General features: G+C 32.0%; 17 protein-coding genes. 5 read left to right on the top strand and 12 right to left on the bottom strand.

All coding sequences use genetic code 11. The features are described from left to right. Positions 1 to 17 precede the first annotated feature (17 nt). From BGS43_RS08975 to lgt, 4 genes are all read right to left on the bottom strand, one after another. On the bottom strand, positions 18 to 743 hold the full coding sequence (locus BGS43_RS08975) for a fumarate reductase iron-sulfur subunit (RefSeq protein ID WP_002778387.1): 726 nt from the start codon (positions 741 to 743) through the stop codon (positions 18 to 20). Next, positions 736 to 2,727 (bottom strand): fumarate reductase flavoprotein subunit, encoded by a 1,992-nt coding sequence (locus tag BGS43_RS08970; protein WP_002783123.1) that lies wholly within the window; start codon positions 2,725 to 2,727, stop codon positions 736 to 738. Before BGS43_RS08970 ends, BGS43_RS08975 begins: the two co-directional genes overlap by 8 nt. After that, the gene (locus tag BGS43_RS08965; RefSeq protein WP_002778384.1) at positions 2,711 to 3,496 is read right to left on the bottom strand and encodes a fumarate reductase cytochrome b subunit; all 786 of its coding nucleotides are present in this window, start codon (positions 3,494 to 3,496) and stop codon (positions 2,711 to 2,713) included. The genes BGS43_RS08970 and BGS43_RS08965 overlap by 17 nt, the downstream gene beginning before the upstream one ends. Before the next feature lie 67 nt (positions 3,497 to 3,563). After that, entirely contained in the window at positions 3,564 to 4,379 is an 816-nt protein-coding gene (gene lgt / locus BGS43_RS08960) for a prolipoprotein diacylglyceryl transferase (RefSeq protein ID WP_002778382.1), read from the bottom strand. Between the two features lie 90 nt (positions 4,380 to 4,469). Here lgt and BGS43_RS08955 point away from each other — a divergent pair, with 90 nt between their 5' ends. Next, positions 4,470 to 5,375: a hypothetical protein gene (locus BGS43_RS08955; RefSeq protein WP_002778381.1), complete on the top strand. Its 906-nt coding sequence runs from the start codon at positions 4,470 to 4,472 to the stop codon at positions 5,373 to 5,375. A gap of 72 nt (positions 5,376 to 5,447) precedes the next feature. Here the strand turns inward: BGS43_RS08955 and BGS43_RS08950 are convergent, their stop codons facing one another. The 8 genes from BGS43_RS08950 to gatC all read right to left on the bottom strand — a co-directional run bounded on the left by BGS43_RS08950 (position 5,448) and on the right by gatC (position 11,769). After that, positions 5,448 to 6,239 (bottom strand): shikimate dehydrogenase, encoded by a 792-nt coding sequence (locus BGS43_RS08950; protein WP_002780722.1) that lies wholly within the window; start codon positions 6,237 to 6,239, stop codon positions 5,448 to 5,450. Next, positions 6,236 to 7,063: an SPOR domain-containing protein gene (locus BGS43_RS08945; protein WP_002778371.1), complete on the bottom strand. Its 828-nt coding sequence runs from the start codon at positions 7,061 to 7,063 to the stop codon at positions 6,236 to 6,238. The genes BGS43_RS08950 and BGS43_RS08945 overlap by 4 nt, the downstream gene beginning before the upstream one ends. A gap of 12 nt (positions 7,064 to 7,075) precedes the next feature. Beyond that, entirely contained in the window at positions 7,076 to 7,621 is a 546-nt protein-coding gene (locus BGS43_RS08940; RefSeq protein ID WP_002778362.1) for a DUF1882 domain-containing protein, read from the bottom strand. Further along, on the bottom strand, positions 7,618 to 8,862 hold the full coding sequence (locus BGS43_RS08935) for a serine hydroxymethyltransferase (protein ID WP_096569477.1): 1,245 nt from the start codon (positions 8,860 to 8,862) through the stop codon (positions 7,618 to 7,620). The genes BGS43_RS08940 and BGS43_RS08935 overlap by 4 nt, the downstream gene beginning before the upstream one ends. Beyond that, positions 8,859 to 10,367 carry a lysine--tRNA ligase gene (gene lysS / locus BGS43_RS08930; RefSeq protein WP_002778358.1) on the bottom strand — a complete coding sequence of 503 codons (1,509 nt, stop codon included), beginning with the start codon at positions 10,365 to 10,367 and terminating at the stop codon, positions 8,859 to 8,861. The genes BGS43_RS08935 and lysS overlap by 4 nt, the downstream gene beginning before the upstream one ends. Continuing rightward, positions 10,367 to 10,837 (bottom strand): Fur family transcriptional regulator, encoded by a 471-nt coding sequence (locus BGS43_RS08925; protein ID WP_002778353.1) that lies wholly within the window; start codon positions 10,835 to 10,837, stop codon positions 10,367 to 10,369. The genes lysS and BGS43_RS08925 overlap by 1 nt, the downstream gene beginning before the upstream one ends. A gap of 3 nt (positions 10,838 to 10,840) precedes the next feature. After that, the gene (locus BGS43_RS08920; protein WP_002778351.1) at positions 10,841 to 11,401 is read right to left on the bottom strand and encodes a CvpA family protein; all 561 of its coding nucleotides are present in this window, start codon (positions 11,399 to 11,401) and stop codon (positions 10,841 to 10,843) included. Between the two features lie 80 nt (positions 11,402 to 11,481). Next, a complete protein-coding gene (gatC, locus tag BGS43_RS08915) occupies positions 11,482 to 11,769 on the bottom strand; it encodes an Asp-tRNA(Asn)/Glu-tRNA(Gln) amidotransferase subunit GatC (RefSeq protein WP_002778349.1) in 288 nt (95 codons plus the stop codon). Between the two features lie 131 nt (positions 11,770 to 11,900). Between gatC and BGS43_RS08910 the strand changes: the two genes are divergently transcribed. The 4 genes from BGS43_RS08910 to BGS43_RS08895 are packed head-to-tail and all read left to right on the top strand — an operon-like array spanning position 11,901 to position 14,374. After that, complete coding sequence (locus BGS43_RS08910) at positions 11,901 to 12,479, top strand: hypothetical protein (protein ID WP_057980916.1); 579 nt, start codon at positions 11,901 to 11,903, stop codon at positions 12,477 to 12,479. Next, positions 12,476 to 13,474 (top strand): hypothetical protein, encoded by a 999-nt coding sequence (locus tag BGS43_RS08905; RefSeq protein ID WP_002824790.1) that lies wholly within the window; start codon positions 12,476 to 12,478, stop codon positions 13,472 to 13,474. Before BGS43_RS08910 ends, BGS43_RS08905 begins: the two co-directional genes overlap by 4 nt. Further along, positions 13,471 to 13,758 carry a tram-like protein gene (locus BGS43_RS08900; protein ID WP_079756073.1) on the top strand — a complete coding sequence of 96 codons (288 nt, stop codon included), beginning with the start codon at positions 13,471 to 13,473 and terminating at the stop codon, positions 13,756 to 13,758. Before BGS43_RS08905 ends, BGS43_RS08900 begins: the two co-directional genes overlap by 4 nt. Next, positions 13,745 to 14,374 (top strand): type III pantothenate kinase, encoded by a 630-nt coding sequence (locus tag BGS43_RS08895; RefSeq protein ID WP_002778333.1) that lies wholly within the window; start codon positions 13,745 to 13,747, stop codon positions 14,372 to 14,374. Before BGS43_RS08900 ends, BGS43_RS08895 begins: the two co-directional genes overlap by 14 nt. The last annotated feature ends 8 nt before the right edge of the window (positions 14,375 to 14,382 follow it).

The raw sequence follows: 14,382 nt of genomic DNA, 5'->3' as shown, positions 1-14,382 counted from the left end.
TTTTTAAGGGGAAAATATTATTTATTTCTTTGAGCAACAAGTTGTCTTCTCATATAAGCAATTTTGCTTTGTAAAGGTAAATTTTTAGGACAATTATCTTCGCAAGCCAATAAAGACATACATCCAAAAACACCATCATCATCGCCCACTAATTCATAGAAATCTTCAACTGTTCTATGATCGTGCGGATCTTGTAAATATCTAGCTGTTCTTAAAAGCCCTGTTGCTGCGATAAAATTCGGGCGCATAAGCTTAGTTGCACACGAAGCCACACAAATTCCGCACTCAATACAACGATCAAGCTCAAAAGTTTCCTCTGCTACTTCAGGTTCTATGCGTTCTTCAATTTTTGAAATATCGGTTTCTTTTTCATTATGTACCCAACTTTCAACACGCTTACACATATCCTCAAACCACTCGCCTGTATTGACACTCAAATCCTTAATATGTCTAAATGCAGGCATAGGCATAAGCTCGATAACTCCATCAGAATAATCTTTTGTTAAAGTCTTACAAGCAAGCTTTGGCACACCATTAATCATCATTGCACAAGATCCACAAATCCCTGCACGACAAACAAAGTCAAAACTCAAATCCGCATCCATTTTTTCGCGGATTAAAGTCAAGCACACAAAAACTGTCATAAAAGGAGTTTCTTCAAGCTCGTAAGTTACAAAATGAGGTTTTGAAATTTTGCTTAAAGGATTATATTTAAACGCCTTTATCGTTAATTTTCTACTCATAATCCACTCCTATTCTTTGATTTAGCGCTTTATATTTTGGTTGTAATTCATAAGGCATTAAAGCGTGCTGAATTTCGTGACGATTTTTACCTTCAGCTTCCATTTTTTCGCGGATTGCATCAACTTCAGCTTGACGCTTTTCACTTAAAGGATTTTCTATGATATTACCTTTAGCACCATACCCACGGAATGCAGGTGGCATTTCCATTTTCATAATATCAAGTTCATCGTATTCAACACGAGGCAAGCTTTCGCCCTCTACCCAGTAAGTTAAAGTTCTCTTCATCCAGTTCAAATCATCTCTTTTTGGATAATCCTCTCTATAGTGCGCCCCGCGACTTTCAGTTCTTAATAACGCTCCATAAGCTACACAAAGTGCAACTTTAAGCATTCTTGGAACTCTATAAGCTTCTTCTAGCTCAGGGTTTGCACAATCAAGCTCTTTACAATGTACTTTTACATTTTGAGATTCTTTATAAAGTTTTTCAAGCTCATCAACAGCTTCTTTTAAGCCTTCACCTGTTCTAAAGATTGCTACTTTATCCCACATGATTTCTTTCATTCTATTTTTGATTTCAAAAACAGAATATTTACCTTCTTTATCTACTAAAGATTTTAAATATTGGTATTCTTTTGTTAAAAAGTCTTTTACTATATTTGTATCGATAACTTCACCATTATTTTTACAATAATCTGCAAAATAATCCCCTATAATCATACCTGCAACAACGGTTTCAGCACAGCTATTTCCTCCCAAGCGGTTAAATCCGTGCATATCCCAACACGCTGCCTCGCCACAAGCAAAAAGACCATCTAACCATTGACTCTCGCCTGTAGGTTTTGTTCTAATGCCACCCATAGAATAATGCTGCATAGGTAAAACTGGAGCCCAACCTTTTGGACCTTCATCAGCAGGATCAATACCATTGAAAGTTTTGCAAATATCTTGCACATCACGAAGATTTTTTTCTACATGTGCACGGCCAAGTATGGAAATATCAAGCCACAAATGATCGCCATAAGGACTTTTTACACCCTTACCTTTTCTAATATGCTCCATCATTCTACGACTTACCACATCACGGCTTGCAAGTTCTTTTTTCTCTGGCTCATAATCAGGCATGAAACGATATCCATCCACATCACGTAAAATTCCACCATCTCCACGACACCCTTCAGTAAGTAAAATTCCACTTGGGACAATAGGCGTTGGGTGAAATTGCACAGCTTCCATATTTGAAAGTCTACAAAGTCCTGTTTCAAGAGCTATAGCTGCACCTGTTCCTTCGCAGATAACCGCATTTGTGGTTTGCTTATAAATTCTACCATAACCACCCGTTGCTATCATTGTTCCTCTTGCAATATAAGCAATCAGTTGCCCATTAGTTAAATCCCTTGCAATTACACCTAAGCATTTTTTGCCATCATGGATAACTCTAACCGCTTCCATTCTATCGATAATTTTTACCTGATGTTTGATAGCTTCATTAGCTACGCCATAAAGCATACAGTGGCCTGTAGCATCAGCTATATAACAAGTTCTCCATTTTTTAGTTCCACCAAAGTCACGAGCATTGATGAGTCCATGAGCCTCTTCTCTTTCTTCGATTACAGTTTTTTGTGCGTTAATAACAACTGTTCTTGGTCCTTTAGTTACCCTAGTCCAAGGAACCCCCCAAGAAGCAAGTTCGCGAACGGCTTTTGGAGCAGTTTGTGCAAACATTCTTGCTACTTCTTGATCACAACCCCAGTCGCTTCCTTTTACTGTATCTGCAAAGTGTAAATCTTCGTTATCACCTTCACCTTTAGCACCATTTCCTAAAGAAGCTTGCATACCTCCTTGCACCGCAGCAGAGTGCGAACGCTTTACCGGACAAATACTTAAAAGTGTTACACTTTGACCACTTTTTGCCACCTCTATTGCAGCTCTAAGGCCTGCCAAACCTCCGCCTATTACTAAAGCATCACTATATTGAATATTCATAATTTGCTCCATTATAAGTTTTTACCATTGCAGTTGTTTGACTTTGATAGTTTTCAAATCCAATTTTCGCAAATGCTGCAAGACTTAAAACTCCTAAAACCAAGAAGAAAATGCTGATTATCCATTTTGCCATCTTGAGTTTTTTACGACTTTTGCGAATATCTTTAACATCTTTTGCTTCAAACCAGCCCCATTTTACACAAAGTCTATAAAGCCCTATACTACCATGCAATTCCACACAGATTAAAAGTGCGATATAAAAAAGCCACATAAAATGATTGATCACCCTATCACCTGACATATCAGCAGAAATTTTATCTCCATTTGTGATAACAAAAATCAAGTGCGCAGAGCCTAAGAAAAACATTACAAAACCTGTAAATGCTTGAACAAGCCATAATGAAGTATCACCATGATTCATTTTTTTAGCATGAGTTCTAAGAATTTGGTATTGGCGAAAATTAATAGGAAATTTTCTCATAGCCAATAAAGCATGCACAAAAAACACCACCAAAACACAGGCAGCTAAAAACGAGGTAATATAACTCATCATTGGATCGTTATAAATGAATTTTAATTCCAAAAAATGGACAACGGAATTAAAAAAATCCTTACTCACCAAGATAGTAGATACAAAAACCATATGTACCCACATGAAAAGACCTAGAAAAAGCCCAGAAGCACTTTGGATAAAATCTAACTTTGCAGGCATTTTACTTTTTTTGCCATCAATGCTCTTACCCAAATACCCTTCGATAAGCTCACTCATCTTCACTCCTTTATAGAAAGAAATTTAAAAAATCTCTTCATTATAGTACAATAGCCTTTAATACACATTAAATATTTACTTTTTTAAACTTTATGCAAATATAAAATAACAAGGCTGCTACAAACATAAGCAAACTCAAAATTTGTCCCATGCTCATACCCCAAAAAATAAAGCCTAAACCAAAATCTGGTTCACGATAAAATTCACATACAAAACGCGCCAAAGAATAAACACAAGCATAAACAAGAATAAGTTCACCTTGAAATTTTTGTTTCATTTTTACCAGATAAATAACAATAAAAACCACAACTCCCTCTAAAAAGGCTTCATAAAGTTGTGATGGATGTCTTAAAACTCCCTCCACATAAATACCCCAAGATACATCGGTAATGCGTCCAAAAAGCTCTTGGTTTAAAAAATTTCCTATACGACCAAAAACATAAGCTAAAGGTACACTCAAAGCCACCAAATCAAGAAATTTCCAAGGATTTTCTTTGTATTTTTTACAAAATAAAAAAGTAGCTATCAAAAATCCTATAATCGCACCATGATAACTCATACCACGAATGCCTACAAATTCACCATTTGCATAAGGATTGAAAATTTGCCAAGGATGAGTAATATAATACATAGTGTGTGCATCATAAATTAAAATATATCCAAGTCTTGCTCCTAAAATCACGCCAATTTCCACCCAAATAAAATAACTATCTAAGCGTTTTTCATCGATATCTAGCTTAAATTTTCTTACAAAAAATTTCGCTAAAAGTAAGGCTAAAAGTAAGGCTAAAACATACATAATTCCATACCAATGTACTTTAAACCCTAAAACACTAAAAGCCACAACATCAAAATTTGAATAAATATTTTGCCAAAATTCCATACTTTTTCCATTATTTATTTTGTAAAAATATAGCAAAAAAACTTTAACTTGCTATAATTAAACATAATTTCTTATCTTAAAGGTTAAAAAATGAAAAAATATTTCTTATTTATTATTGCTTTATTTTTAGCTGCTTGCAGTGGTGCTAGCAATAATTTTGTGCATGTTTCAATGCCTAATTTCAAACCTCAAACTCCTACAAAAGTAGAGCCTATAGATTCTGGGGTTTCAATCATGCTAGAACCTATAAATATAGAACAAAATAATAATTATTCAGATTATTTTGAAAACTCTGTACTTAAAATTCGCATTGACAAGGAAGTGGCTCTTTTAAAAGAAAATTTAGAAGAACAATTTAAAACCATAGCACAGCTTAAGGGCTATAAAATAGTAACTTCAAATCCTGATTACACTCTTAAAAGTTTGATAAATGTTCTTATAGAAGAAAAAAATATACAAAAATCGAATAATTTTATGAGTGGAGAGTCTGTTAAATCTAATTTAGGAATTAAATTTCAAGGAAAAATTGATTTTATTGATCAGCACAACCCTCAAAATTCGACCAATCTAACAAGCCATACCAAACTTGACTCCTTGGTGGATTTAAATTACCCTATTAAAACCAAAGATGGAATAAATATGTTTAAAACTACTATTTCAACAGTACCCACACAACTCAATAAAGGTCTAGAAAAGCCAGCTTTTGAAATAGATAAAAGTTTTTTACATTTTTATAAAAATACTTTAAATACACTCTATAATAATCTTCCAAAAGCCACAGATATAGGAAAAACTGTACCAAATAGCAATACTGATTCTAGCGGCTTTAATCATTTTGATACCAACACAATATTTGAAGAAAATTTACCTCAAGAACAAAATTTGGATAATAGCTCGCAAGATATTTCTTTTCAAGAGCAAACATCTTCAAATTCAAATATACAATATGAAAATAACACAAACAAAAATCAAGATGGGGTTATCATTTTTGAATGATTAGCCTAAATAGTAAATAATACTTTGATTTCTCTTATTATATTTGATATTTTCTAAGAGAAATCAAAAAAATCAAAACTCTAACTTCAGAGCTTCTTGCATGGCATTTTTAATCTTTTCTCTTTTATCTTTGACATCAAAAAAAAGCTCAAAGGCAAAAACAGCTTGCCATAAAAGCATATCAAACCCATCTTTTACTTTTAAGTTATGCTCTTTGCATAATTTTAAAAAAGAGGTTTCTTTGCCATAAATGACATCAAAGGCAAATTTTGCTCTGCTTAAAATTTTATCTAAAAGTATTTTATCGCAAGGTAGATCATCATCTTTTAAGCCTGCCGAAGTTGAATTAACCACCAAATCAAAATCAAAATCATCCAAGGCATTATAAAGACTGGTTTTATATAAAGTAAAATCCTTAAATCTTTTTTCGCTACGATTTGCCACACAAACCTCTACTCCTTTTTGCTTTAAAGCAAATGCTAGAGCAAGCGCAGTCCCTCCAGCTCCTAAAATCAAAGCTTTATTAATACTTTCAAATTCTTTAATAGCTTCTAAAAAACCTAAGGCATCAGTATTGTAAGCATAAATTTTTCCATCTTTTAAACATAAGGTATTTGCAGAGCCAATATTACTAGCAAGCTCATCTTTAACATCAGCCATTTCCAAAGCTGCTTCTTTAAATGGCAAAGTGATATTTGCTCCTTGAAGTTTTAATTTAAAAAAATCCTGTCTTAATTGATGATAATCTTGTAGATGATAGCGTGTATAAATACCATCAAGCTTGAGAACTTGAATGGCATTGTTATGAATTCTAGGCGACTTAGAATGCGAAATGGGATCGCCGATCACAGCTAAAAATTTCATTTTAAAGTGAAAGAAAATGCGTCTTTAGCTACTTCTTTTCTAATTTTAGCTAATTCTGCTGCAACATTTGCTTTCTCAAAAGGTCCTATTAAAACCTTAGTGATTTCTTTTCCACCTACTGTAGTTTTATAAAGCTTATATTCATAGCCTTTTTGTTTTACAGCTGCTAGCTCTCTTGATTTTTGATCTAAATTGCTCACTGAAAATATCTGAACATAAATCCCAGAAGCTAGACCATTTGGATGAACAGGTTTAGCATCTACATTTTTAAACAAATCATTAGCATTGGCTTTTGGCTCTTGTTTAGGTGTTTGTTTTGCAGGTTCTTTTTTTACGACAGTCTGTTTTGCTTCTTCTTTTGGCTTACTTTCTTGTTTTACTTCCTGCTTAGGAGGTGTAGTATTTAAAGGTGCCACTTTTTCAGAATTTGTCGTATTTGGCTCAGCAGGCACTTCTTGATCAGGCATAGTTAAATTGATATTATCATTTGCATTAGGAGCTGGTGCTAAAGAATTATCATTTTGCTCCCCTTGAATCTGTCTTCTTAAAGCTTCAAATTGATCTTCAGCTGAAGTATTTTCAGTAATTGGCATACTCTCAAAAGAATCAGTATTATTATCTTGCGTTATATTTAAGGGTTCACTTGGTAAAATACTTTGATTTTCAGTATTTTCTTCACCACTATTAATGAGTTTCATAACTATCATAATCACTAGAAATAAAATTATCAAAGCAATGACGCGTAAGAGAATTTTTTTCATTTTTTCACTTTTATTACTTTTTTCCAAAATAATATCATCAAATTCATTTTTATTATTTTCCATAATATTCCTTTCTTACATATGTTTAGACCAAGAACTGCCTCGTTCTTTTTGATAGACTTCATAGGGTAGTATTAATATATTAAACTCTCTAGGAATATCCATACTTGGAAACACCTTCCATTCAACTGGCATTTTACTTGCAAACATCATTGAAAGTTTAGACGCTAAAGAATAACCTTCGTTTAACGCAGTGTGACCTTTGTGAATATAAAGATGTAAATGACCTGGAGTCTTTGTTTTGTAAGCTGTAAAATTTATAAAACCTTCTTCACGCAAAATAAGCTGCGCACGATGATAAAATCTTTCAGCATTAAAACCATTATAATCAAAAACAATATTTTCTACTTTATTGTCTTTGGTGATCAAATCATGAGCAACAACGATTTTCTTCGCTGCATGTTCTCTCATGATATTTAAATTTAAAGGAGCATCAATCCTTTCAAATTTATCAAAAAATAAACGACCTCGATGTGTTATTTTTTTCATAATCTTATCGCGTCGTATATAATAATGGTCGCTAATTATTTTAATCAGCGACAGATCCATAGGTGAAATCAAAACATTGCCTTTTCATAGATTATAAAATTACTTGCAAGGGTTTTGAGTTTTTCCTTAATTTCTTTTTGCAAATGAGTATTTTGAATATCATCTAAAATATCAGCTATATAGTTAGCAACTATTTGAATTTCATTTTCTTTAAAACCTCTAGCCGTAAGGGCAGGCGTTCCTAATCTTAATCCACTTGTTACAAATGGGCTTCTAGTTTCGCCAGGCACGGTATTTTTATTTGCTGTAATTCCTGCATTACCCAAAGCCAAATCCGCATCTTTTCCGCTAAATTCACGCTCTAAAAAGCTCATCAATACAAGATGATTATCTGTTCCATCACTTACAAGCTTATACTTTCTATCCATTAAAACTTTAGCTAAAGCTTGCGCATTGCTTCTTACTTGCTTAGCATAAATTTTCCATTCTTCACTAAGATTAAATTTAAATCCCACGGCTTTAGCTGCAATAACATGCATCAATGGTCCACCTTGGATACCTGGAAAAATAGCTGAATTAATTTTTTTAGCAAGCTCTTCATCATTAGTCATGATGATACCGCCTCTTGGACCACGTAAGGTTTTGTGGGTTGTAGAGCTTACTACATGAGCATGAGGAAATGGACTTGGATGCTCACCTGCTACAACAAGTCCAGCAATGTGTGCAATGTCTGCAAAAAGATAAGCTCCAACTTCATCCGCAATCTCTCTAAATTTTGAAAAGTCAATAATACGAGCATAAGCACTCGCACCGCACACGATAAGCTTTGGTTTTACAATATGAGCAATTTCCCTAACTTTTTCATAGTTTATCCTTCCATCAAGCTCTACACCATAAAAAAAGCTCTCATACATTTTTCCCGATGAGCTTACTTTTGCACCATGTGTTAAATGTCCACCATGACTTAAATCCATTCCTAAAATTTTATCACCTAGATTTAAAAGTGCAGCATAAACGCCTTGATTAGCTTGAGAACCTGAATTAGGTTGCACATTTGCAAAACTACAATTAAAAAGTTTTTTACATCTTTCTATAGCTAAATTTTCGATTTCATCTACAAATTCACAGCCTCCATAATATCTCTTACCTGGATAACCTTCTGCATATTTGTTAGTTAGAACACTTCCCATTACTTCCATTACTTCAGGCAAAGTGAAATTCTCACTTGCTATCATTTCAAGACCTTCGCACTGGCGCACTAACTCTTGGTTAGTTAAATCAAAAATTTCCTTATCAAACTGCTCTAAACTCATTCTTTATCCTCCTTTAATTCTGATTTCAATGGCCTCATAGCTGGAAACAATATCACATCTCGAATAGATTTTTTATTTGTTAAAAGCATCACCAATCTATCTATTCCTATACCTTGTCCTGCTGTTGGTGGCATACCATATCCTAGAGCATTTACAAAATCTTCATCCATTTCACACGCTTCTTCATCACCTGCATTTTTAGCCTCAATTTGTTTTAAAAATCTTTCATATTGATCTAAAGGATCATTTAATTCGTTAAAACCATTGGCTAATTCTCTACCACACACAAAAAGCTCAAAGCGCTCTGCTATCTCAGAATTTTTGTCACTACGACGAGAAAGTGGGCTAATAGATATTGGAAAATCTGTGATAAAAGTAGGATCAATAAGTTTACTTTCTACATAATTATCGAAAAGCTCGGCTTGCAAATGCCCTAAGTCAAGCTTATCATTTGCTTCAAAGCCATCTTTTTTTAATTTCTCTAAAATCTTATCTTTATTTTCAATAATTTCATCGCTTAAAGCACCATACTTTTTAAGCGCATCTTTATAAGTAATTCTCTCAAAAGGTTTGGAAAAATCGATTTTTTGTCCATCAAATTCTATGATTTTTCCTAATTGCAATTTTTCTAAAAGCAAGGCAAAAAGTTCTTCAGTAAGATCCATTAAATCTTTATAATTATGATAAGCCCAATAAAACTCAATTGTAGTAAATTCAGGGTTATGAGTAAGATCCATTCCTTCATTTCTAAAACAACGATTGATTTCAAAAACTGCCTCAAAACCACCCACTACAAGTCTTTTTAAATAAAGCTCAGGTGCAATTCTTAAAAATCTCTCAACCCCTAAAGAATTATGAAAAGTTACAAAAGGTTTAGCATTTGCACCACCTGCAATGGGGTGCATCATAGGAGTTTCAACCTCTAAAAAGCCTTTTTCTTCAAAAAAATGACGAATCAAACTTACAACTTTAGAACGAGTCAGAAAATCTTTTCTAACCTCTGCATTCATAATCATATCTACATAACGCTTACGATATCTTTGTTCTATATCTGTAAGTCCATGGTATTTTTCAGGCAAAGGTACTATTGATTTAGTTGCTAAAGTGATCTCACTTGCGTGCAAGCTAAACTCTCCCGTTTTAGTAACAAAAGGGAAGCCTTTTGCAAGGATGATATCACCCACTTCAAGATTTTTTTTGAATAAATTAAATTTTTCCTCACCTAAAGAATCTTTACTAAAATAAATTTGCAAATTCTCATTCTCATCTTCTATATTAGCAAATATAGATTTACCAGCAATTCTAAGAAGCTTTAAGCGTCCAGAAATGACAGAAGAGATACTTTCATCGCGTTTATTTTCAGTATCAAAAATATAGCTAAATTTCTTTTTAAAATCTGCTAGAGAAAGTTCTTTAACTAAAAAATGTGGATAAGGATTTACTCCTGCGTTTTTAAGCTCATTAGCCTTTTGAATTCTTTGTTGTTCTAAAATATTGTCAAACATTAAATTTTTACCTTAGCTTTTTGATTACAATTATTACACACACCATAAAGTTGCATTAAATGTCCCGTAAGTTTAAATCCATGCTCTTTAGCAATCAAGGCTTGCTGTCTTTCAATGATAGGATTTTCAAATTCTATAATTTTTCCACAATTTTTACAAATCATATGATCATGGTGTGGTTTATTGGCAAGCTCGTATTTTTTTCCAGCCGAACCAAATGATATAGAAGTAACCATTTCTGCTTCTTCAAGCAAATTTAAAGTCCTATAAACCGTAGCAATACCTACATTCAAATCCGGTTCTGCTTGTTTAATCTCCATATATAAACTTTCAGGAGTATAATGTGTATCACTATGATATAAGGTTTTGAGTAAGATTTCTCTTTGTTTGGTATATTTAAGACCACCTTGTCGTAAAATTTTCTTAAATCTTTCTAGTAATACATCGTATTCTACATTCTCAATCAACATATTTTATTCTCCTTGAGTAGTACTTAAATCATCTCTAATATCTTGCAAATTTTGATCAATTTGACCCAAACTACTTGTTGTTAGAGACTGATTCATTATAAATGATCCTATATTTTTAAGAGGAGTTAAAGTAAAACTATTTTGGGCAAATTGATTTAATTTATCATTTAAAAAATCAATACGCGCCACACAAAAAACTAAAATTGCAAAAATTAAAAATACTTTTGCACCTCCAAAAATAAACCCTCCCAAACGATCTAAAAATCCCAAACCGCTTAATTTAACCAATTTAGAAATAAAATTGCCAAGCACGAGACAAATTATCCAAAAAATAATTAAAATTGCTAAAAATCCTGCAAAATTAGCCAAACTTTGATTTTCTATCTTATAGAAAGTATTTTGAATAAATTCTGCAGCTTGCGAAGCGTATTTTGAAGCAATAAAAACACCACCGATAATCCCGAGCAAACCAAATACTTCTTTAATCAAACCACTTACAATACCCTTAAGACCTAAAAGTAGAGTAAAACCTAAAATAAAAGCATCAAACCAGTAAAATTCCATATTTTAATTCACCTTACCAAAGCATTTAAAAATCACTTAAAATTATAAATTATACAAACAAGAACCAAACACTAGATTGATCACTCAATGATTTTAGGAACAATGAAAAAATGATCATTGCTTTTTGGGGCATGATTTAAAACCGTTTCTACTACATTGCTACTATTAACACTATCACTTCTAAAAGGTGCTCCACCTTTAATGGTGCTGATTGTAACTTCTGAAGAACTTAAATCTAATTCATTTAACTTCTCAACAAAATTCACAATCTCACTAAGTTCGCAAATCACTTCACTTCTTTTTTCTTCTTCAATTTGTAAAGCACTTAGTTTTTCAAGCTTGCTAAGCAATTTTTCATCTATTTGCATCTTAAACCTTACTAAAATAAAGTCAATTTTTAAAATTATATCATAAAAAGCTTTAAATTGTTTAGGATATTTTGTAATTTATATGATACAATACTGCAGTTTTTTAAAATTAAAAATTACAAGGATAAATTTTGGGATTAAAAGATAATTTAAAAGCCGTAAAAGCAGAAATCAATACCGAAGAACAATTCATTGAAAATTTTATCAAAGGTGAGAGATTTATAAAAAAATATAAATTATATATATTTGCACTTATAGCAATTTTGATTATTTGGTTTTCTATAAGCTTTATCAGTGGTAAAATCGAACAATACAATATCGAAGAAAGCAATAAAATTTACACAAGTTTATTAAACAACCCAAACGATCAAGCACTTCTTGAACAACTTAAAAATAAAAATGCTAATCTTTATGCAATTTTTCTAATGAAAGAATTAGCAAAAGATATCAACAATACCGAGATTAAAAGTCAGTTGCAAAGCTTAAGTAGCAATTCCGATGCAAATCATTTGCTTAAAAATATTATTTCTCTTCCTCTAGGAAAAAAATCGATATTTTTAAAAAATTACGATAAAATTTTACAAGCTTATAGACTTTTAGGAGAGGGAAAAATCGAACAAGCTAATATTTTACTTTCTCAAATTAAAGATGACTCAGCCCTAAGCCAGATTGCTAAAAATCTAAAACACTATCAAGGCATTTCCCGATGAGACAGCTTTTTTTAATCTCATTTTGTCTTATTTTTCTTTGCGCTTGTGGAACTAAAAGACAATACTTTGAACCTTCACAAACCGATGGAAAGCTAAGTTCTAACGATAGCTTAAAATCTAGTATTGTGGATTGGAATACAATTTCGGCAAAACTCAAAAACAATCAAGTAATTTTAAAAAATGATGCAATAATTGAAGATTTTAAACTAGATAAGGGCTATATACTTTTAGCATATCAAGAGGGTGAATTTATCGAAGCAGATGATAATGGAAATTTAAAAATTTACAATAGTTCTCATGATGAAGTTTATTCTTACAAATTTGATGCTGCAGTTCTTGGAGTAGCTTTACATGGAGATGATTTAGCACTTGTTTTAGCAAACAATAGCATTGTTTTAGCCAATCGCTCCCTAGGTATAAAATTCAGCCAAAACCTAACACCTGCACCCGCACAAGATAGTCGCGTTGCAAATCCTATCTTTTTAGACAATATCATTATTTATCCAACTTTAGATGGGAAAATTACAATCGTATCAAAAAATACTTTTGAAGTTGTCAAAGATGTTGTGATTTCAGCAGAAAGTTTTTTTAACAATGTCATTCACCTTGATATAAATGATGATAAAATGATAGCTGCAACAGCTAAAAAAGTTATAGTAGTAAGCCCTGCTAGAACTCTTTACTTGGATGCTGATATTAAAGATATTGCACTAGATAGCAATGCGCTATTTATATTAGAAAAAAATGGTAACATCATAAAAACAGACTATAATCTAAGAAAAATCACAGAGAAAAAATTTGATTTTGCTATCTTTACAAAAGTTAGCATACACAATGACCATCTTTACGCTTTTGAGAAAACAGGCTATTTAATCAAATGTGATCTCAATCTTGAAAATATTCAAATCTTTGAACTTCCAAACGCAGTTGAAAAAATATCTTTTATGGGCAATGGAAAGTTTTATTATGGAGATAAAATTTTAGATTTATTATGAATATTTTAAATGAAGCAATGAAGGTTTTAAAGCTGAATTTAAAACCTTTTGATTTAACAAATTTAACAAAAAAGAAAACTTATCTTTGTGCTTTGAATGATGAAAATTTACTTTTAATATACACAGGAAAAGCAAGATTTATCAACAAAGATGCTATATTTATAAACAACTTAGCCAATGATTTTGATCTAAAATACAAATATTTTTTTACTAAAAGCCCTCTGTGCTCAAAGGCAAAATATTACCTTGAAGAAAAAGGATTTCATATTCATGCTATTTTGTGATATTGGCAATTCCAATGCTAGTTTTTTAGATGATAATAAATTTTTTACCCTTAATATAGAACAATTTTTAGAATTTAAAAGTGAACAAAAAATTTTTTATATCAATGTTAATGAGCATATCAAAGAACATTTAAAAGCACGCAAAAACTTTATAAATCTTGAGCCTTATTTTGTATTTGATACCATTTATCAAGGCTTGGGCGTAGATCGAATCGCAGCTTGTTACACTATAGAAGATGGAGTTGTGGTAGATGCTGGCAGTGCAATTACGGTAGATATAGTATCAAATTCCATACATTTAGGAGGTTTCATCTTACCGGGTATTGCTAATTATAGAAAAATTTATGCTCATATTTCTCCTAGATTAAAACATGAGTTTAATACCCAAATCAGTCTTGATGCCTTCCCGCAAAAAACAAGCGATGCTCTAAGTTATGGAGTGTTTAAAAGTATTTATTTGCTTATAAAAGATGCTGCGCAAAATAAAAAACTTTATTTTACAGGTGGAGATGGGCAGTTTTTAGCAAATTATTTTGATTATGCTATTTACGATAAACTTCTCATTTTTAGAGGAATGAAGAAGATTATACAAGAAAATCCGAATCTACTTTTTTAATTTGTAAT

This window comes from Campylobacter sp. 110, from assembly GCF_002383965.1.
Classification (GTDB): domain Bacteria; phylum Campylobacterota; class Campylobacteria; order Campylobacterales; family Campylobacteraceae; genus Campylobacter_D; species Campylobacter_D coli.
The sequence above is the reverse complement of the archived record's forward strand: the minus strand, read 5'-3'. Positions and strand labels throughout refer to the sequence as shown.

Coding starts and splice junctions, on each gene's coding strand:
- BGS43_RS08920 (WP_002778351.1), bottom strand. CDS start 11,401: ATGGAATTTTACTGGTTTGATGCTTTTATTTTAGGTTTTACTCTACTT.
- lgt (WP_002778382.1), bottom strand. CDS start 4,379: ATGGAATTTTGGCAAAATATTTATTCAAATTTTGATGTTGTGGCTTTT.
- gatC (WP_002778349.1), bottom strand. CDS start 11,769: ATGCAAATAGATGAAAAATTGCTTAGCAAGCTTGAAAAACTAAGTGCT.
- BGS43_RS08945 (WP_002778371.1), bottom strand. CDS start 7,063: ATGGAAAATAATAAAAATGAATTTGATGATATTATTTTGGAAAAAAGT.
- BGS43_RS08965 (WP_002778384.1), bottom strand. CDS start 3,496: ATGAGTGAGCTTATCGAAGGGTATTTGGGTAAGAGCATTGATGGCAAA.
- BGS43_RS08970 (WP_002783123.1), bottom strand. CDS start 2,727: ATGAATATTCAATATAGTGATGCTTTAGTAATAGGCGGAGGTTTGGCA.
- BGS43_RS08950 (WP_002780722.1), bottom strand. CDS start 6,239: ATGAAATTTTTAGCTGTGATCGGCGATCCCATTTCGCATTCTAAGTCG.
- BGS43_RS08895 (WP_002778333.1), top strand. CDS start 13,745: ATGCTATTTTGTGATATTGGCAATTCCAATGCTAGTTTTTTAGATGAT.
- BGS43_RS08975 (WP_002778387.1), bottom strand. CDS start 743: ATGAGTAGAAAATTAACGATAAAGGCGTTTAAATATAATCCTTTAAGC.
- BGS43_RS08905 (WP_002824790.1), top strand. CDS start 12,476: ATGAGACAGCTTTTTTTAATCTCATTTTGTCTTATTTTTCTTTGCGCT.
- BGS43_RS08935 (WP_096569477.1), bottom strand. CDS start 8,862: ATGAGTTTAGAGCAGTTTGATAAGGAAATTTTTGATTTAACTAACCAA.
- BGS43_RS08955 (WP_002778381.1), top strand. CDS start 4,470: ATGAAAAAATATTTCTTATTTATTATTGCTTTATTTTTAGCTGCTTGC.
- BGS43_RS08925 (WP_002778353.1), bottom strand. CDS start 10,837: ATGTTGATTGAGAATGTAGAATACGATGTATTACTAGAAAGATTTAAG.
- BGS43_RS08900 (WP_079756073.1), top strand. CDS start 13,471: ATGAATATTTTAAATGAAGCAATGAAGGTTTTAAAGCTGAATTTAAAA.
- lysS (WP_002778358.1), bottom strand. CDS start 10,367: ATGTTTGACAATATTTTAGAACAACAAAGAATTCAAAAGGCTAATGAG.